This window comes from Labrys sedimenti (assembly GCF_034424805.1).
In the GTDB taxonomy this organism is placed as follows: domain Bacteria; phylum Pseudomonadota; class Alphaproteobacteria; order Rhizobiales; family Labraceae; genus Labrys; species Labrys sedimenti.
This window is the reverse complement of record NZ_JAXOUF010000003.1, coordinates 394,276-413,002: the sequence shown is the minus strand read 5'-3', so window position 1 is coordinate 413,002 and position 18,727 is coordinate 394,276. Positions and strand designations below refer to the sequence as shown.

Below are 18,727 nucleotides of genomic sequence, written 5' to 3'. Positions count from 1 at the left end.
GGCGGGTTTGAATTCCGGATGAGGGGTTGCGTTCCCCTATCCAGACGTCAGCCCCCTACCCCTCACCCAAGACGAAGACCGCCATGACCCATGATCTCGCCCTCGAAGTGACAGGCATCAGCAAGGCCTATGGAGCGATCCAGGCCCTGCGCAATGTCAGCCTCGGCGTCCGCAAGGGCGAGATCCATGCCCTCGCCGGCGAGAACGGCGCGGGCAAGTCCACCCTGATGAACATCATCGACGGTATCGTCAGGCCCGATGCCGGCGAAATCCGCATCCGCGGCGAAAAGGTCGAGATCGGCTCGCCGGCACGGGCGCAGGAACTCGGCATCGGCCTCGTACACCAGGAAATCGCTTTGTGCGGCGGCATCTCGGTGGCCGAGAACATCTTCATGGCCGCGACCAACCGCCGCCAGGCCTTCTTCATGAATTATGGCGAACTGCGTGAAAAGGCCCGCGCCATCCTGGCCGAACTCGGCAGCATCGATCCTGACAGCCTGGTCGGCGACCTCACCATTTCCGAGCAGCAGATCGTCGAGATCGCCAAGGCGCTCACCCTCGACTGCTCGATCCTCATCCTCGACGAGCCGACCGCCGCGCTGACGGAGCGCGAAGCCGGCAAGCTCTTCGCCATCATGGCCGGCCTCAAGGCGCGCGGCATCTCCATCATCTATATCAGCCACCGCATGGCGGAGATCTTCGCCCATTGCGACCGCATCACGGTGCTGCGCGACGGCCAGCATGTCTCCACCGACGACATCGCCGCCATGACGCCCGAAAGCGTCGTCGGCAAGATGGTCGGCCGGGCGCTGGGCACGCTCTATCCGCCGAAGAACCCACAAAGCGCCCAAGCGCCCGCCTTGATGGCGGTGGAGGGCCTCAGCGACGGCGTGCGCTTCAAGGATATCTCCTTCGAGCTCCGGCGTGGCGAGGTGCTGGGCGTCGCCGGGCTGATCGGCGCCGGGCGCACGGAAATGGCCCTCGGCATTTGCGGCCTGATGCCCCGCAGCGGCGGCAGGGTCCGGCTCGAGGGACGCGAGGTGACGCCCGCGACCTATGCCGACAGCATCGCCAGCGGCATCGTCTATCTCTCGGAGGATCGCAAGGGATCGGGCGTTTTCCTCGACCTGCCGATCGCGGCGAATGTCTCGGCCCTCGACCTTGGCCGCGTCTCCACGCGCCTGGGCTTCGTCAACCGCTCTGCCGAACTGGAGCAGGCTCGGCGCCTCGGCGATCTCCTGCGCCTGCGCCGCGGCTCGCTCAACGATGCGGTCGCCACGCTGTCGGGCGGCAACCAGCAGAAGGTCGCCATCGCCAAGATGCTGTCGGTGGCGCCGAAGGTCATCCTGCTCGACGAGCCGACCCGCGGCGTCGATGTCGGCGCCAAGGCGGAGATCCACCGCATCCTGCGCGAGCTGGCGGATCAGGGCACCGGCATAGTGGTGATCTCGTCCGAACTGCCCGAGCTGATCGGCCTCGCCGACCGCGTCCTCGTCATCCACGAGGGCGGGATCGCCGGCGAGGTCACGGGAACCGACATGACCGAGGACAGGCTGATCCGCCTCGCCTCCGGATTGAGCAAAGACGCCGGGAGGGCGGCATGAGCGTGATGGGTGAGACATCAGTGAACCAGAAGCATCCCGAAGCGCCGTCGCATGCGCGTCTGAACTGGCTGCGCGGCCTCGGCAATATGCGCGAGCTCGGCCTCGTACTGATCATCCTGGCCCTGTGCGTGGTGATGTCCTTCGCCTCGCCCTATTTCCTGACCTGGACCAATCTGCGCGCCATGACGATGTCCTTTGCCGTCGAAGGCATCGTGGTGGTCGGCATGACCATCCTGCTGATCGTGGGCGCCATCGATCTTTCTGTCGGCTCCGTCGTCTGCTTCGCCATGGTGATCGGTGGCTGGCTCTTCCTGGCGGGCGTCGATCCCTGGCTCGCCAGCGCCATGGCCATCCTTGCCTGCTCCGCCATCGGCGCCGCCATGGCGCTGGCGGTGACGCGCATCGGCCTGCATTCCTTCATCGTCTCGCTCGCCTTCATGGTGATCGTGCGGGGCCTTTGCCTGGCGATCACCGGCGGCACGCCGTTGTCGCTGTTCTCCCTGCCGCCGAGCTTTAAGTTCATCGGCCAGGGCTCGGTCTACGGTGTGCCCGTGGTGATCCTCATCTTCCTCGCCGTGGTCGTCACCTTCGATCTTCTGCTGCGCAAGGCCACTTTGTTCCGCCGCGTGTTCTATACCGGCTCCAACGAACGGGCCGCCGCCTATTCGGGTATCCGCACGGCACGGGTGAAGTTCTTCTGCATCGTGCTCTGCTCGACCCTGGCCGGTGTCGCCGGCATCATCTACATGGCCCGCTTCGGCGCGGCGACGCCGACCTTCGGCGTCGGCATGGAGCTCAATATCATCGCCGCCGCCGTGATCGGCGGGGCCAGCCTCAATGGCGGCTCGGGCACCATCCTCGGCGCCATCCTCGGCATGGCGCTGCTGTCCGTGGTGTCGAGCTCGCTGATCCTGCTCGACGTCTCGCCCTACTGGCAGGACACCATCCGCGGCCTGATCCTGTTTGCCGCCGTCGCCTTCGATCACCTGCTACATAAGCGCAAGCAGGCTCTGACTCGTAAGGCATAGGACAAGCACCGTGGCAAAAGACAACGAAGGCGACCAGCGGCTCCGCCGCATCCATCGGGTATTGGTCATGCATTACATCGAGGGCCTTTCGCAGGCGGAGATCGCCAAGCGCACCGGCCTGTCCCATCCGATGGTCAACCGCCTCGTCAAGGAAGGGCATGAGCGCGGCTATGTCAGGATCGAGGTGAAGTCGCCGCGCCAGGACCTGTTCGAGCTCGAACAGGCCCTGGCCAGGGAGAGCGGCCTCGCCGAGGCGATGGTGGTGCCCACCGCCTCCGACCAGGACAGCGTCAACCTCCAGGCCGCCGGGCGTTCGGTCGCCGACCATATCCTCACCGTGCTCCGGGACGGCGACACCATCTGCGTCTCCGGCGGGGTCGGCGTCAGCGCCGTCATCGAGGCCCTGGCGCCCACCCGCGCCTATGATGTCACCGTGGTGCCGGCGACCGGCGGCGTGCAGGGCAAGCATTTCGTCGACGTCAACCACCTCGCCGCCCAGCTCGCCTCCAAGCTGCAGGGACGCGCCTTCCAGATCCATGCGCCGATCTTCGCCGCCTCGCGCACTGAGCGGGACGTGCTGATGTCGCTGCAATCGGTCGGCGAGGTGCTGGACCGGGCGCGCGGCGCGCGCATCGCTCTGGTCGGCATCGGCTCGGTGCTGTCGGAAACCTCGACCTATTTCAGCCTGCATGCCCCGGGCGCCGGCGGGCTCGACGGGCTCCGGCAGAGCCGGGCGGCCGGGGAGCTGATCGCCCATCTGATCGACGCCGACGGCCATCTCTGCGACGACCCACTCAACGAACGCGTCGTCGCGCTGAGCCCCGAGGAACTGCGGGCGATCCCGATGACCATCGGCATCGCCGCCGGCGCCCACAAGGCCGCGCCGATCGCCGGCATCCTGCGCGGCGGCTATCTCGACATCCTGGCCACCGACGAGGCCACCGGTACCCACGTTCTCGACATTCTCAAGAGGCCGACATGACCCCTCCGATCCCCCTGCGCAAACTGGGCCATTCCGACATCGCGGCCAGCGCTATCGCGCTCGGCACCTGGGCCATGGGCGGCTGGATGTGGGGCGGCCATGACGACGAGGCCTCGATATCAGCCATCCGCACCTCCCTCGACAAGGGTATCACGCTGATCGACACCGCTCCGGCCTACGGCCTCGGCCGCGCCGAGGCACTGGTGGGGCAAGCCGTCAAGGGGCGCCGCCAGGAGGTGGTGATCGCCACCAAATGCGGGCTCAACTGGCATCACGGCAAGGGCAACCATTTCTTCGACGAGATGGACCACAAGGTACATCGCTATCTCGGCCGCGACGGCATCCTGCACGAGCTCGAGCAGAGCCTCGAACGCCTGCAGACCGATTATGTCGATCTCTACATCACCCATTGGCAGGATCCGACCACCCCCGTGGCCGAGACCATGGAGACGCTGCTGGAGCTCAAGCAAGCCGGGCGGATCCGGGCTATCGGCGTCAGCAACGTCACCGCCGATGACCTCAACGCCTATCTCGCCGTCGGGCCCGTCGACGCCGTCCAGGAACGCTACTCCATGCTGGACCGGGAGATCGAGGCCAGCCTCCTGCCTGTCAGCACGGCCAACGGCGTTTCCACGCTCAGCTATTCCTCCCTGGCGCTGGGCCTGCTTACCGGCAAGATCGGGCCGGAGCGCGATTTCGCCGGCGACGACCTGCGCAAGGACAATCCCCGCTTCTCGCGCGACAATCGCGCCCGCGTCGCCGATTTCGTCGCGGCGGTGAGCCCGATCGCCTCGGCCCACGGCGCGACGGTCGCCCAGCTCGTGATCGCCTGGACCATCGCGCAGCCCGGCATAACCTATGCCCTTTGCGGCGCACGCGACGACAAGCAGGCCAGCGAGAATGCCGCCGCCGGGCGCCTCGCTCTGTCGGCCGATGACATCGCCGCCATCGATCGCGCCATCGCGGCCCATCTTGCCGCCGTTACGGCCTGACAGGGTGGAGTTGCGGGTATGACGCTCTCCCGGGCGGAACGGCTCGACAAGCTGCGCGCAAAGGGCCGCACGACAGTCCTTGTCGTCGGCGGCGGCATCAACGGCATCAGCACCTTTCGCGAGCTCGCTTTGCAGGGGATCGACACCGTGCTCGTCGAACGCGGGGATTTCATGAGCGGGGCCAGCGCGGCGCCGTCCCGCATGATCCATGGCGGGCTGCGCTACCTGGAGAATGGCGAATTCGGACTGGTGAAAGAGTCCCTGTTGGAGCGCAACCGCCTGCTGCGCAACGCGCCGCATTATGTCAGCGCCCTGCCGACCCTGATCCCGCTGGGCGATCGTTTCTCCGGCATGTTGTCGGCGGCGCGCCGGTTTTTCGGCGGGCGGCCGAAGCCGGGACCGCGCGGCGCCCTGATCGTGCGGCTGGGGCTTGCCCTCTATGATTTCTACGCCCGCCGCGAGCGCCAATTGCCGCAGAGCCGTTTTTTCGGCCGCCGTGCCACCCGCCTGAACTGGCCCGACTTCCATGCCGACATCAACTATGCCGCCCTCTATCACGACGCCAAGATCAGCCGGCCGGAGCAGCTCGGCCTCGAATTGATCGCCGATGCCGAGGCGACCTCTCCCGGGGCGTTCGCGCTCAACCATCTCGGCCTCACCAGCCTGGATGGCACGATCGCCGAGCTCACCGACAGCCTGACCGGAGAGCGCATCCCCTTGGCCGCCGATGTCGTCGTCAATGCCAGCGGGGCCTGGATCGACCAGACCAACGCCCTGATCTCAGGGAAGCAGACCACGCTGATCGGCGGAACCAAGGGGTCGCATCTCATCCTCGACAGCCCCGCCCTCCTCGAGGCCATCGGCGAGCGCATGGTCTATTTCGCCAACCGCGAGGGGCGCGTGTGCATCCTGTTCGCCCATTTCGGCCATATCCTCGCCGGATCGACCGACATCCGCGTCGAAACGCCCGACGGCGTGCGCTGCGAGGCCAGCGAAACCGCCTATATCCTGGAATCGATCCGAGAAGTCCTTCCCGGCATCGCCCTGTCGGAAGCCGATATACTGTTCCGCTTCGCCGGCGTGCGCCCCTTGCCCCGGGCCGATGCGAATGTGAATGCCGAGATCTCGCGCGACCACAGCTGCGAATGGTCGACGCCTCCGGGACCAATTCCCGTCCTCAACCTCGTCGGCGGCAAGTGGACGACCTTCCGTGCCTTCGGTGCCCAGGCCGCCGATACGGTGCTGACCCGCCTGGGGATCGATCGCACACGCTCGAGCGAGGCCCTCGCGATCGGCGGCGGCAAGGACTTTCCGCGAAGCGAAGCCGAACGCCGGAACTGGCTGCGCCGCGCCGCCATCTCGACCGGGGCTTCGGAAGAGCGCTGCGCCACCCTGCTCGAACGCTACGGCACGCGGATGCTCGATTTCACGCCGGGCGCCGATGATATCAGCCTCGCCAGCCTGCCTGATTACAGCCGCGACGAAGTCCGTTGGATCCTCTCGAACGGTCAGGTCGCCACTTTGGCCGACCTGGTGCTCCGGCGCATGACCATCGCCTTCAGCGGCGGGCTGTCGCTCGATGCCATCCAGGAACTCGCCGCGCTGGCGGCGGCCGCCCTCGGCTGGAGCGAGGCCCGCACGCAGGACGAGATCGACCGGCTGCTCACTTATCTCGATCACTTTCACGGCCTCGCAGCGGCAACGCTCGCGGCCCGCAACACCACAGGGAAGCCCCATGTATCTCACCAAGAAAGTCCGGATGAACCGCCTGTTCGGCGCCGGCAAATGTCTTGACGTCGCCATCGACCATGGCGTGTGCAACGAACCCTCCTTCCTCGACGGTCTGGAGGACATGGGCAAGGTCGTGCGCATGCTGGCCGATGCCGGCCCCGATGCCATCCAGATGAATTACGGCCAGGCCGACCTGCTGCAAGAGATACCGGGCAAGCACAAGCCGGCCCTGGTGATGCGCATCGACATGGGCAATCCCTACAACCGCCAGCGCCATCGCGAGATGTGGGCCCTCTTGCAGAACGCGCAGGATCCCATCGCCCCGGCACTGCGCATGGATGCGGCCTGCGTGGTGGTCAATCTCTTCATGCTGCCGGACGAGCCGGGCCTGTTCCGGCAATGCATCGAAAACATTTCGCGGGTGGCGCAGGACTGCGAAAAATACGGCATGCCGCTGATGATCGAGCCGCTAGTGATGCAGCCGGCCAGCGAGCGCGGCGGCTATCTCGTCGATGGCGACGCGGAAAAGATCGTGACGCTGGTGCGCCTTGCCCGCGAGCTCGGCGCCGATATCGTCAAGGCCGACCCGACCAGCGACCCCGCCGACTTCCATCGCGTGGTCGAGGCCGCCCGCTGCCCCGTGCTGGTGCGCGGCGGCGGCAAGGCGGACCTGCGCCAGGTCTTCGCCAATTCCCACGCTTTGATGCGCCAGGGCGCGCATGGCATGGTCTATGGCCGCAACATCTACCAGCACGACAATCCCGCCCGCGTGGTCAAGGCGCTGATGGCGATGATCCATCAGGGCGCCGACGACGGCGAGGCCTGGGCCATCTACGAGGCTGCAGCGTGAGCCACTATCTCCTCGGCATCGACGCCGGCAATACCGTGGTCAAGGCCGTCCTGTTCGATCTCGACGGACGGGTCCTGGTGCGGGCTGCGCTCGACGGCCAATCCCGCCAGCCCCGGCCCGGCTATGTCGAGCGCGACATCGCCGAACTCTGGGTCAATGCCGCCACGGTGATCCGGCGCTGCCTGGACGAGGCCGGCGTCGAAGGCGGGCAAGTCATCGGCATCGGCACGGCCGGCCACGGCAACGGCCTCTATGTGCTCGACCGGCACGACCAGCCGCTGATCGGCATCCAGTCGATCGACAACCGGGCGGCCGAGCTCGCTGCTGGGCTGCGCGCCTCGCCTGTCGCCGACGCCCTCTATCCGCTCTGCCTGCAGCGGCCCTGGCCGGCCCAGACGGCAACGCTGCTGCTCTGGCTCAAGCAGAACCGGCCCGACCTCTATGCCCGGGCCGGCACCGCCTTCCTGTGCAAGGACGCGATGACGTTGCTGCTCACCGGCAGGCGCGTCTCCGATTTTTCGGACATGAGCGGCGCGGGCCTGCTGCGCCTGCCAGAGCGGCGCTACGACGAAGCCCTGCTCGCGGCCTATGGGCTTACGGATGCCATGGGGCTGCTGCCTGAACTCGTCGAGTCCGAGGCTTCGGCCGGCGGCGTCACCGCCAGCGCCGCGGCGGCCACCGGGCTCGCCGAAGGAACGCCTGTCGCCGCCGGCTTCTTCGACATCATCGCCTCGATGATCGGCTCCGGTGTCAACACGCCCGGCGAGGCGGCCATCGTGGCGGGCACCTGGAGCATCAACCAGGTGGTGCGCGAAACGCCGCTGGCCGATGAGAGCGTGTTCCACGCCTCGACCTGGCGCTGGGATCGCTATGTCGCCGTCGAATCCAGCGCCACCTCGGCGGTCAATCTCGAATGGTTCGTGCGCGAATTCGGCGGCGGGCATGGCCCCGCCGCGTTCGAGGCCTGCAATGAGCTGGTGGCTTCGGTCGCGCCCCATCCGGAATTGCCGCTGTTCCTGCCCTTCCTGTTCGGCGCCTCCACCCATCCCGACGCGCGCGGCGCCTTCATCGGCCTCGCCGGCTGGCACGGCAAGGCGGAGATGCTGCATGCGCTCTATGAGGGCGTGGTCTTCGAACATCGCCGTCATATCGAGCGCCTGCGCCGCGCCGGCGCCGAGATCACGCGTGCCGCGCTGTCCGGCGGCGGCTCGCGCAGCCCGGTCTGGTGCCAGATGTTCGCCGATATCCTCGATCTGCCCGTCACCGTGGCCGAGTGCCAGGAGACCGGTGCGCTGGGCGCGGCGATCGCGGCGGGCGTCGCGGCCGGCTCCTTTGCAACGCTCGATGACGGCATCGCCGCCATGGTGCGCCAGGCCGCGCAATACCAGCCCCGTACCCAGGACAGGGGCCTCCTGGAGGCGCGCTATCGCCTCTATTGCGGCCTCGCGGATGCTATGCCCGATCACTGGAAACGCTACCGCGAGGGTGCATGAGCGAACGTATCGATCTCGGTGCCTACGACTATGTCGTCGTTGGCGCCGGCTCCGGCGGCTGCGTACTGGCCAACCGGCTCTCCGCCGATCCCAACGCCAGGGTGCTGCTGCTCGAAGCCGGCGGCTCGGACCGCTATCACTGGATCCACATTCCGGTCGGCTATCTCTATTGCATGGGCAATCCGCGCACCGACTGGGGCTACCGGACCGTGGCCGAGCCGGGCCTGAACGGGCGCTCGCTCGCTTATCCGCGCGGCCGGGTAATGGGGGGCTGCTCCTCCATCAACGGCATGATCTATATGCGCGGCCAGGCCGCCGACTATGACCAATGGCAGCAGCTCGGCAATACAGGCTGGGGCTGGGACGACGTGCTGCCGCTGTTCCGGCGCTCGGAAAACCACCATGCCGGAAGCACGCCCCTCCATGGCGCGAATGGCGAACTGCGTGTCGAGCGCCAGCGCCTGTCCTGGCCCATTCTGGACTCGGTGCGCGAGGCGGCCGAGGAACTCGGCGTGCCCCAGATCGACGACTTCAATGCCGGCGACAACACCGGTTCGGCCTATTTCGAGGTCAACCAGAAGGCCGGCTTTCGCTTCAACGCCGTCAGGGCCTTCATAAATCCCATCAAGCAGCGCAAGAACCTCACCATTCTCACGGGGGCGATGGCCGAGCGGATCCGCGTTGCCGGCGGACGCACCGAAGGCCTCGAATTGAGCCTGGACGGCAAGCCGGCCCGAGTCTCGGTCAAGCGCGAGCTGGTGCTGACGGCCGGCGCCATCGGCACGCCTCAGCTCCTGCAGCTGTCCGGCATCGGGCCGGCAGCGCTCCTGGCCAGGCACGGCATCCCGCTCGTGCTCGACGCGTCGGGGGTCGGCGAGAACCTGCAGGACCATCTGCAGATCCGCACCATCTTCAAGATCAGCGGCGCGCGCACCCTCAACGAGTGGCAGGCCTCGCTGCTGGGCAAGGCTGAGATCGCCCTCACCTATGCGCTCAAGCGTTCGGGACCGATGGCGATGGCGCCGAGCCAGCTCGGCATCTTCATGAAATCGGATCCGCGCTTTGCCGACGCCAATATCGAGTTCCACGTCCAGCCCCTGTCGCTCGACGCTTTCGGCTCGCCGCTGCATCCCTTCCCGGCCATCACCGTCTCCGTCTGCAATCTCCGGCCGGAAGCGCGCGGCCATGTCCGCATCGTCTCGCCGGATGTCCGGACCCATCCGGAAATCGCGCCGAACTACCTCTCCACGGAAGGCGACCGTGTGGTCGCGGCCGATTCGATCCGCGCGGCCCGCCGCCTGATGGCGACCCAACGCATGCAGGCCTTCAGGCCGGAAGAACTGAAGCCAGGGCCAGCGATCCAGTCGGCGGATGATCTGGCAAAGGCCGCCGGCGACATCGCCACAACCATCTTCCACCCTGTCGGCACGGCCCGGATGGGCACCGACGCGGCGGCGGTGGTCGACCCTCAGCTGCGCCTGCGCGGTATTTCAGGCCTGCGCATCGCCGATGCCTCTGTCATGCCGACCATCGTCTCCGGCAACACCCATGCGCCCGTGGTGATGATCGCCGAGAAGGCCTCCGACATGATCGCTGCGGCCTGGCGGGGGTGAGAAGCGACAATGACCTGCCACTAGAACCGACCAGCTTGACAGCGGCATGGGCACACCGTCTTGATTGCGGTATCCGATATCCAATGGTGCTGCCATGTGGGCGATGTTCAAAGGTCTGCTGTCAGGCTCGAAGAGTTTAAATACCCTCCTTGGGTCGGTAGTCTTCAGTACGCCGCAGGAGCATGGCAATTACGCACATTCATTCCTGGAATGGCGCGTCAAGAAAACGCTGGATGACAGGTCGCTGGTCATTGGCCTCTCCATGAAGCCGGACGGATATGCTGGCGCCGAAGGGTCGCCAACCAATTACATGAATTTCGATCTCGACACGGCCATTCGACTTCGCGACCACCTCGATCGCTGCATCGAATTCGTGCGTGAGCAGGGCAAGCGCCCGTAGCACAGAAGCCACAGCCTCTCTCCTTCCAAGACAATGCGACAATCCTTCCCTCTGGACGCAGGCCGATTCCGGGTCTAACCTTGGAATCGTTCCGAGGGGTGTCCTGCGCAAGCAGGGCTGAGATGGCCTAGAGCCGAACCCTTCGAACCTGATCCGGGTCATGCCGGCGAAGGGACGGGAACAGGGCTTTGGCTGTATTCTTTGGCTTGAAGCCCCCGAAGCTGGCTGCGATGCCGGTTCGGCCCAGACAATCGTCGCCCCGGATCTCCATGACTCGCAATGAGGAGGAGATCCATGAACGTCCAAACCCCAAAGACCAAAATCGCCGCGCCGCAAAGCGTGACCACCGGTCCGATCGCCGGCTCCCGCAAGGTCTATGCGGCTCCCGCTTCGCACCCTGCGATGCGGGTGCCCTTCCGCGAGATCGCGCTGAGCGACGCCTCGCTCGCCCCTATCCGCGTCTACGATCCCTCCGGCCCCTATACCGAGGATGGCGCCAGCATCGATCTGAAGCAGGGCCTGCCGACCCTGCGCGAGGACTGGATCGCCGCACGCCGCTTCGGCGCGATCGAAGGCCGGATCGTCAAGCCGGAGGACAACGGCAATGTCTCCGCCGACAGGTTGGTGGCGCCGTGCCCGGCGACACGCAAGCTGCGCCGCGGCGCCGACGGCCAACTCGTCACACAATATGAATTCGCCAGGGCCGGCATCGTCACCGAAGAGATGGTCTACGCCGCCTTCCGCGAGAATCTCGCCCGTGAGAAAGCCCTCGAAGGCGCAGCCGAGCGCCGGGCCGACGGTGAGGATTTCGGCGCGGCCATTCCTGAATTCGTCACGCCGGAATTCGTGCGCGACGAGATCGCCCTGGGCCGGGCCATCCTGCCCGCCAACATCAACCATCTCGAGCTCGAGCCGATGGTGATTGGCCGCAACTTCCTGGTGAAGGTCAACGCCAATATCGGCAATTCCGCCGTCACATCGGGTGCGGCCGAGGAGGTGGAGAAGCTGGTCTGGGCCACGCGCTGGGGCGCCGACACAGTGATGGACCTCTCCACCGGGCGCAACATCCACAACATCCGCTCCTGGATCCTGCGCAATTCGCCGGTGCCGATCGGCACGGTGCCGATCTACCAGGCGCTGGAGAAGGTCGACGGCGACCCGCTCAAGCTCGACTGGGAGGTGTTCAAGGACACGCTGATCGAGCAGGCCGAGCAGGGCGTTGACTATTTCACCATCCATGCCGGCGTTCGCCTCGCCCATGTGCCGCTCACCGCCAGCCGCGTCACCGGCATCGTCTCGCGCGGCGGCTCGATCATGGCGCGCTGGTGCCTGGCCGGCCATCGCGAGAGCTTCCTCTATGAGCATTTCGGCGACATCTGCGACATCATGCGCCGCTATGACGTCTCCTTCTCGCTCGGCGACGGCCTGCGCCCCGGCTCGATCGCCGATGCCAACGACGCCGCGCAGTTCGCCGAGCTGGAGACGCTGGGCGAACTGACCAAGATCGCGTGGGATCGGGGCTGCCAGGTGATGATCGAGGGTCCTGGTCATGTGCCCATGCACAAGATCAAGCAGAATATGGACAAGCAGCTCGCCGCCTGCGGCGAAGCACCCTTCTACACGCTCGGGCCGCTGACGACCGACATCGCGCCGGGCTACGACCACATCACCTCCGGCATCGGTGCGGCAATGATCGGCTGGTTCGGCACGGCCATGCTCTGCTACGTCACGCCGAAGGAGCATCTCGGTCTGCCCAACCGCGACGACGTCAAGACCGGCGTGATCACCTATCGCATCGCCGCCCATGCCGCCGATCTCGCCAAGGGCCATCCGGCCGCCAAGATTCGTGACGACGCCCTGTCGCAGGCACGCTTCGACTTCCGCTGGGAGGACCAGTTCAACCTCTCCCTCGATCCGGATACCGCGCGCGCTTATCACGACGAGACGCTGCCCAAGGACGTGCACAAGGTCGCGCATTTCTGCTCGATGTGCGGGCCGAAATTCTGCTCGATGAAGATCACACAGGATCTGCGTGACGAGGTCCGGGCGATGGAGGAAGCCGCGCGGCAGGGCATGGCGGAGAAATCGCGCGAATTCCTCGAACAGGGCGGGGCCCTCTATGTCCCGGCCGAATGACGTCAAGCGCGTCACCGTGGTGGGGGCCGGCGTCGCCGGCCTCGTCACGGCGATGGAATGCGCTTCCCGTGGCGCCGACGTCGAGATCCTGGAGCGTAGCGAAGTCCTGGGTGCCCAGGCCTGTTCCTGGCTGGCGGGCGGCATGCTGGCGCCCTGGTGCGAGCGTGAAAGCGCCGAGATCGAGGTCGAGCGGCGCGGCGAACTCGCGCTCACCTGGTGGCCGCGCCATGTGCAGGAAACCGTGCAGCGCGGCACATTGGTGGTCGCACCGGCTCGCGACGGCAGCGAGATCGCCCGTTTCGCCCGTCGCACCCAGGCGCATGTCCCGGTGGACGGGCCTGGAATCGCAACGCTCGAGCCGGACCTTGCGGGCCGCTTCCCGCAGGGCCTGTTCTTCCCGCGCGAGGCCCATCTCGACCCGAGACGGGCGCTGCAGGTGCTCGCGGGACGCCTCGCACAACTCGGCGTGAAAATCCGCTTCGGAACCGAGGCCGAGCCGCACGCCGTCGATACGGACGCCGTGATCGACTGCCGCGGCTTTGCCGCACGCAGCGAGCTGCCGGATCTGCGCGGTGTCCGGGGCGAGGCCATCCTGGTTCACGCCCCGAGCATCACCCTGTCCCGGCCCGTGCGTTTCCTGCACCCACGCTTTCCGCTCTATATCGTGCCGCGCGCCGACCATCGCTTCATGATCGGCGCCACTATGATCGAGAGCGAGCATGACGGGCCGCCGACCTTGCGCTCGACCATGGAGCTGATGGCGGCGGCGTTCAGCCTGCATCCGGCCTTCGGGGAGGCCGAGATCCTCGAACTCGAAGCCGGGCTGCGCCCCGCCTTTCCCGACAATCTGCCGCGCCTCACCGTGGTCGGGCGCGTCATCTCGCTCAACGGCCTGTTCCGCCACGGCTTCCTGCTCTCGCCGGCCCTGGCCCAGGAAGCAGCCGACCGGATCCTGCCCGTGCGGACAGCCCAGCAAGGAGTTTACGCATGACCCTCATCATCAACGGCGAGCGCCAGCAAACCGAGGCCGCCACCCTGGCACACCTGCTCGAAGCGCTCGAACTCGGCGACAGCGTGGTGGCCACCGCGATCAACGGGCGTTTCGTGCGGGCCGTCGATCGCGACCGGACGGCTCTCAAGGACGGCGATGCCGTCGAGATTCTCGCCCCCCGGCAGGGGGGATGACGGAGCGCGGGCGTCTCGCTCGCATCTTCCTATCCGCACATACGGCGCTTCCAAGAGCGGACGAGACGTCCGCGCACCCGGAAATGACACCATGACCGACACCCTCACCTTCTACGACACCCCCTTCACCTCCCGCCTGCTGCTCGGCACGGCGCAATATCCCTCGCCGGCCATCCTTGCCGAGGCCGTGCGCACGTCCGCTGCAGGCATCGTCACCGTCTCGCTGCGGCGGGAATCCGGCAATGACCGCAGCGGCCAGAGCTTCTGGAACCTGATCCGCGAACTCGGCGTCAAGGTGCTGCCCAACACCGCAGGCTGCCACAGCGTGAAGGAGGCGGTGACGACGGCGCAGATGGCGCGCGAAGTCTTCGGCACGCCCTGGATCAAGCTGGAAGTGATCGGCGAGGCCGATACGCTGCAGCCCGATGTCTTCGGCTTGGTGGAAGCGGCTCGCATCCTCACCTCCGAAGGCTTTGAGGTCTTCCCCTACACCACCGAGGATCTGGTGGTTGCCGAACGCCTCATCGAGGCCGGCTGCCGTGTGCTGATGCCCTGGGGCGCGCCGATCGGCTCGGGGCGCGGCCTCAACAACGTCTATGGGCTGCGCAGCATGCGGGCGCATTTCCCCGACATTCCCCTGGTGGTCGATGCCGGCATCGGCACGCCGTCGCATGCGGCGCACGCCATGGAACTTGGCTATGACGCGGTGCTGCTCAACACCGCCGTCGCCAAGGCGGGCGATCCTGCCGCCATGGCGCGGGCCTTCGCCCTCGCCATCGAGGCCGGGCGCCTCGCCTTTCTGGCCGATCCCATGATGCCGCGCGACATGGCGGCCCCTTCGACGCCGGTCTTCGGCCGGGCAAATCTGGATTCGGCGGTGCTGGCATGAGCACCATCGATACGACCTGGCGGCTCGATCCCTTCTACCCCGTGGTCGATAGCGTCGACTGGGTGGAGCGCCTGGTGAGGCAGGGCATTAAGCTCGTGCAGTTGCGCATCAAGGACCGCGACGACGAGACCGCCCTGCCCGACATCCGCGCCGCCCTGGCAGCCTGCCGTACCTATGGCGCCGACCTGGTGGTCAACGATTACTGGCGGGCGGCGATCGCGGCCGGCGCCGATTTCCTCCATCTTGGCCAGGGCGACCTCGACACCGCCGACCTCCCCGCCATCCGTGCTGCCGGCCTGAGGCTCGGCATCAGCACGCATGATCATAGTGAACTCGCGCGCGCGCTCGCGTGCAAGCCGGATTATGTGGCACTGGGGCCCATCTACCCCACCACGCTCAAGGTCATGCCGTTCGCCCCTCAAGGCCTCGAGCGTATCGGCGAGTGGAAGAGGCTGATCGGCGACACGCCCCTGATCGCCATCGGCGGCATCACCCTGGAGCGGGCGCCCGGGTGCCTGGCTGCAGGCGCGGATGTGATCGCCATGGTCAGCGACGTCACCAGGCATCCCGATCCGGATGCACGGACCCAGGCGTGGCTGGCGGCAACCCGGCCAGCCACGGTCAGGGCATGACGGCGATCGCGCTCAGCATTGCCGGTTCCGATTCGGGCGGCGGGGCCGGCATCCAGGCAGACCTTGCCGCCTTTCGCGCCTTCGGCGCGTTCGGCACCACGGCCATTACCGCCATCACGGCGCAGAACACCCGCGGCATCAGCGCCATCCATGCGGTCCCCCCGGAGGTACTCGCCGCGCAGATCGATGCCGTGCTCGACGATTTCAAGGTGGGCGCCGTCAAGATCGGCATGGTGCCCAGCGGGGTCCATGCTCGCATCATCGCCGAGAGCCTCGCGGGCCGTGGCTTGCCCATCGTGCTCGATCCGGTGATGTCGGCGACGACGGGCCGGCTCTTGGGTGAAACGGGTACGCCCGCCGCCCTCAAAACCCATCTCCTGCCGCTGGCGACCTGTCTCACGCCGAATCTGCCGGAAGCGGCGATCTTGCTGAACGGCACGCCGGCGGAAAGCGAGGCGCAGATGATCGAACAAGCCCGGGCCCTCCTCGCCCTCGGCCCGCAGGCCGTGCTGCTGAAGGGCGGGCATGGCCATCTCGGCGAAGCGGTCGACATTCTTGCCACCCGTGACGTTACCCAGCGCTTCGCAACGGCGTGGGTCCAAACCCCAAACCTGCATGGAACGGGCTGCGCCCTTTCCTCGGCCATCGCTGCAAACCTGGCAGGCGGCTGCACGCTCGCCGCCTCGGTCGAGTACGCCAAGCAATGGCTGGCAGATCGCCTCAGGGCAGGAATCGGGCTTCAAATCGGCGAAGGCAGCGGTCCTGCCGTGCCTTTTTGAGAGAAAACCGGAGAGCCATGCAAAAGGCGCAGGCCAGCCCCCTCATTGCAGCAAAGCAATCCCACGCCACATTCCGCCCCCGAATGTGGCGTAAATGGGGCAGGTTCTTTGCACAATTGCCAAACCGCTCGACTTGGTGCGGAACGTGCTGCAGAGCAGCATGAAGCGTCTCTCAAGCATAGATCCTCCCTCATTGCCGCCGATAGCGGTGATAGCCTACGACTAATTCACCGGCGTTCGATTCAAACAACACGTATAGATCTTTGAATTTTTATGAATTACGTCGAAACCTAAATTCTATTGGGAAAATTTTTACGAATACGAAAGTCATTTAATTGCATTTTAACTGTAAGATGCCATCGCATGCGTCTTATTTTTGCCTTGAAATCTGCGCGGGCCTGTCACCAGTTCGAAAGCCGGTGTGGCGAAAACGCTACAGACTCCGTCAACGCTTTCTGCTTATATCTAGTCACTGTGATTTTCCGGTTTTTGGAGTATCGAACTATGAAAATGCGTTTGGCCCTCGCGGCTCTCCTCCTCACCTCGACCTCGGCTTTCGCTGCCGACCTGGCTCCCCAGGCTGTCGAGCCGGTCGCTCCGGTCGTCGCTCCCGTCTACAACTGGACCGGCTTCTACGCTGGTGTCCATGCTGGCGCAGCTATCGGCCAGGGCAAGATTGACCATGCCAAGCTCAATGGCACCGGCTTCCTCGGCGGCGTTCATGCTGGCTACAATGCTCAGTTCGACGGCGGCTGGGTCGTCGGCCTCGAGACCGACATCGACTATTCGAGCGTCAAGAAGTCCAAGGCTGTCACCGACGGCGACATCGTCACTCGCGCCACCCTCAAGAACGAGTGGCAGGGTTCGACCCGCGCTCGCTTCGGCTATGCCTTCGACAACATCCTGCCCTACGTGACGGGTGGTGTTGCCTACGGCAACGTGAAGACCAGCATTGCCGGCGTTGGTTCCAAGACCGACACCCGCGTTGGTTGGACGGCTGGTGCTGGCGTCGAGTACGCCATCGACCAGAACTGGATCGTCCGCGGCGAAGCCCGTTATGTCGACCTCGGCGACAAGAGCAGCACCTTCGGCGGCACCCGCCACAAGGTGAAGTTCAACTCCACCGACCTGACCCTCGGCGTGAGCTACAAGTTCTGATCCGCGTATCTGGATCATTGCGTAAGGAAGAGCCCGGCAAAAGCCGGGCTTTTTCTTTGTCATGCCATCGAAATCGTTGTCCGGGCGAATTGCCGACAAATGGAGACGTCTCGTGGATCTCTCCGTCATATCGGTAACCGGCCCACAACGTGCCGCTTCTCACGCCGCCAGACAAAGATCTTGTACCAAACCTTGAACACCTGAGGTTGGCCGCTTCTCACCCAAACTAAAAATGGCAGTGCCCTCAAGCCCTCCTCCACCTCACCGCACGCAACAAACCACTGCAGTATTTCTATCAGAAGTACTTATCCTCGATTGTCATTAAGCCGCCCTAAGCTGCCACGCCCCTGAATCTTGGCTTCAGGCAAAAAAATCCTCTTAATATTTTTTTAAATATTAACAAAACACATCAAAAAATAAATTGTTCGTTAACCACAAACGAGCGGGCTGCGTTCTTCAATTTTCGTGGCCCCGCCCATCAGGCGCCTTCAGTTTGCCTGCCAGTGTGGCCGGAATGCTACAGACTCTCCCCGCGGTTTCTGTCTATATGCTCTCACACTGAATTTCCGGCCCTGGAGTCCTAGTAATGAAAATGCGTTTGGCCCTCGCGGCTCTCCTCCTCACCTCGACCTCGGCTTTCGCTGCCGATCTGGCTCCCCAGGCTGTCGAGCCGGTCGCTCCGGTCGTCGCTCCCGTCTACAACTGGACCGGCTTCTACGCTGGTGTCCATGCTGGTGCGTTGATCGGCCAGGGCAAGGTTGACCGTGCCAAGTTCGACGGCGCCGGCTTCCTCGGCGGCGTCCATGCCGGCTACAATGCCCAGTTCGACGGCGGCTTCGTCGTCGGCCTTGAGACCGATATCGATTATTCGAGCTTCAAGAAGTCGAAGTCGATCACCGACGGTGAAGTCGTTGCCCGCGGCACCCTCAAGAACGAGTGGATGGGCTCGACCCGCGCTCGCTTCGGCTATGCCTTCGACAATATCCTGCCCTACGTGACGGGTGGTGTTGCCTACGGCAACGTCAAGACCAGCATTGCCGGCGTCGGTTCCAAGACCGACACCCGCGTTGGTTGGACGGCTGGTGCTGGCGTCGAGTACGCCATCGACCCGAACTGGATCGTTCGTGGCGAAGCCCGCTACATCGACCTCGGCGACAAGAGCGTCACCATTGCTGGCGACCGCACGAAGGTGAAGTTCGACGCCGTCGATCTGAACCTCGGCGTGAGCTACAAGTTCTGATCCGCGTATCTGGAT

The 18,727-nt window shown here is 65.5% G+C and carries 17 protein-coding genes and 1 riboswitch; all 17 genes read left to right on the top strand.

Annotated elements, in window-relative coordinates; genetic code table 11:
* The first annotated feature begins 83 nt into the window (after positions 1 to 83).
* The 17 genes from U1R88_RS13515 to U1R88_RS13435 all read left to right on the top strand — a co-directional run bounded on the left by U1R88_RS13515 (position 84) and on the right by U1R88_RS13435 (position 18,712).
* A complete protein-coding gene (locus tag U1R88_RS13515; protein WP_322431683.1) occupies positions 84 to 1,604 on the top strand; it encodes a sugar ABC transporter ATP-binding protein in 1,521 nt (506 codons plus the stop codon).
* A 5-nt stretch (positions 1,605 to 1,609) separates the two neighbouring features.
* A complete protein-coding gene (locus tag U1R88_RS13510) occupies positions 1,610 to 2,632 on the top strand; it encodes an ABC transporter permease (protein ID WP_322431937.1) in 1,023 nt (340 codons plus the stop codon).
* A 10-nt stretch (positions 2,633 to 2,642) separates the two neighbouring features.
* On the top strand, positions 2,643 to 3,614 hold the full coding sequence (locus U1R88_RS13505) for a sugar-binding transcriptional regulator (RefSeq protein ID WP_322431682.1): 972 nt from the start codon (positions 2,643 to 2,645) through the stop codon (positions 3,612 to 3,614).
* Positions 3,611 to 4,606, top strand: a complete 996-nt coding sequence (locus tag U1R88_RS13500) for an aldo/keto reductase (RefSeq protein ID WP_322431681.1) — start codon at positions 3,611 to 3,613, stop codon at positions 4,604 to 4,606. The genes U1R88_RS13505 and U1R88_RS13500 overlap by 4 nt, the downstream gene beginning before the upstream one ends.
* Positions 4,607 to 4,624: 18 nt before the next feature.
* Complete coding sequence (locus U1R88_RS13495) at positions 4,625 to 6,400, top strand: glycerol-3-phosphate dehydrogenase/oxidase (protein WP_322431680.1); 1,776 nt, start codon at positions 4,625 to 4,627, stop codon at positions 6,398 to 6,400.
* The gene (locus tag U1R88_RS13490; protein ID WP_425545421.1) at positions 6,366 to 7,187 is read left to right on the top strand and encodes a class I fructose-bisphosphate aldolase; all 822 of its coding nucleotides are present in this window, start codon (positions 6,366 to 6,368) and stop codon (positions 7,185 to 7,187) included. The genes U1R88_RS13495 and U1R88_RS13490 overlap by 35 nt, the downstream gene beginning before the upstream one ends.
* The gene (locus tag U1R88_RS13485) at positions 7,184 to 8,680 is read left to right on the top strand and encodes an FGGY-family carbohydrate kinase (protein WP_322431678.1); all 1,497 of its coding nucleotides are present in this window, start codon (positions 7,184 to 7,186) and stop codon (positions 8,678 to 8,680) included. Before U1R88_RS13490 ends, U1R88_RS13485 begins: the two co-directional genes overlap by 4 nt.
* Entirely contained in the window at positions 8,677 to 10,293 is a 1,617-nt protein-coding gene (locus tag U1R88_RS13480) for a GMC family oxidoreductase (RefSeq protein WP_322431677.1), read from the top strand. The genes U1R88_RS13485 and U1R88_RS13480 overlap by 4 nt, the downstream gene beginning before the upstream one ends.
* Positions 10,294 to 10,387: 94 nt before the next feature.
* Positions 10,388 to 10,693, top strand: coding sequence for a hypothetical protein (locus tag U1R88_RS13475; protein ID WP_322431676.1), 306 nt, complete (start codon positions 10,388 to 10,390; stop codon positions 10,691 to 10,693).
* 84 nt (positions 10,694 to 10,777) lie between these two features.
* A riboswitch (TPP riboswitch) is annotated at positions 10,778 to 10,885 on the top strand.
* A 102-nt stretch (positions 10,886 to 10,987) separates the two neighbouring features.
* On the top strand, positions 10,988 to 12,829 hold the full coding sequence (gene thiC / locus U1R88_RS13470; RefSeq protein ID WP_322431675.1) for a phosphomethylpyrimidine synthase ThiC: 1,842 nt from the start codon (positions 10,988 to 10,990) through the stop codon (positions 12,827 to 12,829).
* Positions 12,813 to 13,820, top strand: coding sequence for a glycine oxidase ThiO (thiO, locus tag U1R88_RS13465; RefSeq protein WP_322431674.1), 1,008 nt, complete (start codon positions 12,813 to 12,815; stop codon positions 13,818 to 13,820). Before thiC ends, thiO begins: the two co-directional genes overlap by 17 nt.
* Complete coding sequence (gene thiS / locus U1R88_RS13460) at positions 13,817 to 14,014, top strand: sulfur carrier protein ThiS (RefSeq protein ID WP_068297652.1); 198 nt, start codon at positions 13,817 to 13,819, stop codon at positions 14,012 to 14,014. Before thiO ends, thiS begins: the two co-directional genes overlap by 4 nt.
* A 91-nt stretch (positions 14,015 to 14,105) precedes the next feature.
* The gene (locus tag U1R88_RS13455; RefSeq protein ID WP_322431673.1) at positions 14,106 to 14,903 is read left to right on the top strand and encodes a thiazole synthase; all 798 of its coding nucleotides are present in this window, start codon (positions 14,106 to 14,108) and stop codon (positions 14,901 to 14,903) included.
* Complete coding sequence (locus tag U1R88_RS13450) at positions 14,900 to 15,535, top strand: thiamine phosphate synthase (RefSeq protein WP_322431672.1); 636 nt, start codon at positions 14,900 to 14,902, stop codon at positions 15,533 to 15,535. Before U1R88_RS13455 ends, U1R88_RS13450 begins: the two co-directional genes overlap by 4 nt.
* Positions 15,532 to 16,314 carry a bifunctional hydroxymethylpyrimidine kinase/phosphomethylpyrimidine kinase gene (gene thiD / locus U1R88_RS13445; protein ID WP_425545433.1) on the top strand — a complete coding sequence of 261 codons (783 nt, stop codon included), beginning with the start codon at positions 15,532 to 15,534 and terminating at the stop codon, positions 16,312 to 16,314. Before U1R88_RS13450 ends, thiD begins: the two co-directional genes overlap by 4 nt.
* A 504-nt stretch (positions 16,315 to 16,818) precedes the next feature.
* The gene (locus U1R88_RS13440; RefSeq protein WP_322431670.1) at positions 16,819 to 17,472 is read left to right on the top strand and encodes an outer membrane protein; all 654 of its coding nucleotides are present in this window, start codon (positions 16,819 to 16,821) and stop codon (positions 17,470 to 17,472) included.
* Between the two features lie 586 nt (positions 17,473 to 18,058).
* Positions 18,059 to 18,712, top strand: coding sequence for an outer membrane protein (locus U1R88_RS13435; RefSeq protein WP_322431669.1), 654 nt, complete (start codon positions 18,059 to 18,061; stop codon positions 18,710 to 18,712).
* The last annotated feature ends 15 nt before the right edge of the window (positions 18,713 to 18,727 follow it).

Bases quoted from the DNA above. Each gene is read 5' to 3' on its own strand.
- thiC (WP_322431675.1), top strand. From the start codon at position 10,988: ATGAACGTCCAAACCCCAAAGACCAAAATCGCCGCGCCGCAAAGCGTG.
- U1R88_RS13455 (WP_322431673.1), top strand. From the start codon at position 14,106: ATGACCGACACCCTCACCTTCTACGACACCCCCTTCACCTCCCGCCTG.
- thiD (WP_425545433.1), top strand. From the start codon at position 15,532: ATGACGGCGATCGCGCTCAGCATTGCCGGTTCCGATTCGGGCGGCGGG.
- U1R88_RS13480 (WP_322431677.1), top strand. From the start codon at position 8,677: ATGAGCGAACGTATCGATCTCGGTGCCTACGACTATGTCGTCGTTGGC.
- U1R88_RS13510 (WP_322431937.1), top strand. From the start codon at position 1,610: ATGGGTGAGACATCAGTGAACCAGAAGCATCCCGAAGCGCCGTCGCAT.
- thiS (WP_068297652.1), top strand. From the start codon at position 13,817: ATGACCCTCATCATCAACGGCGAGCGCCAGCAAACCGAGGCCGCCACC.
- U1R88_RS13500 (WP_322431681.1), top strand. From the start codon at position 3,611: ATGACCCCTCCGATCCCCCTGCGCAAACTGGGCCATTCCGACATCGCG.
- U1R88_RS13490 (WP_425545421.1), top strand. From the start codon at position 6,366: ATGAACCGCCTGTTCGGCGCCGGCAAATGTCTTGACGTCGCCATCGAC.
- U1R88_RS13495 (WP_322431680.1), top strand. From the start codon at position 4,625: ATGACGCTCTCCCGGGCGGAACGGCTCGACAAGCTGCGCGCAAAGGGC.
- U1R88_RS13440 (WP_322431670.1), top strand. From the start codon at position 16,819: ATGAAAATGCGTTTGGCCCTCGCGGCTCTCCTCCTCACCTCGACCTCG.
- thiO (WP_322431674.1), top strand. From the start codon at position 12,813: ATGTCCCGGCCGAATGACGTCAAGCGCGTCACCGTGGTGGGGGCCGGC.
- U1R88_RS13435 (WP_322431669.1), top strand. From the start codon at position 18,059: ATGAAAATGCGTTTGGCCCTCGCGGCTCTCCTCCTCACCTCGACCTCG.
- U1R88_RS13475 (WP_322431676.1), top strand. From the start codon at position 10,388: ATGTGGGCGATGTTCAAAGGTCTGCTGTCAGGCTCGAAGAGTTTAAAT.
- U1R88_RS13450 (WP_322431672.1), top strand. From the start codon at position 14,900: ATGAGCACCATCGATACGACCTGGCGGCTCGATCCCTTCTACCCCGTG.
- U1R88_RS13515 (WP_322431683.1), top strand. From the start codon at position 84: ATGACCCATGATCTCGCCCTCGAAGTGACAGGCATCAGCAAGGCCTAT.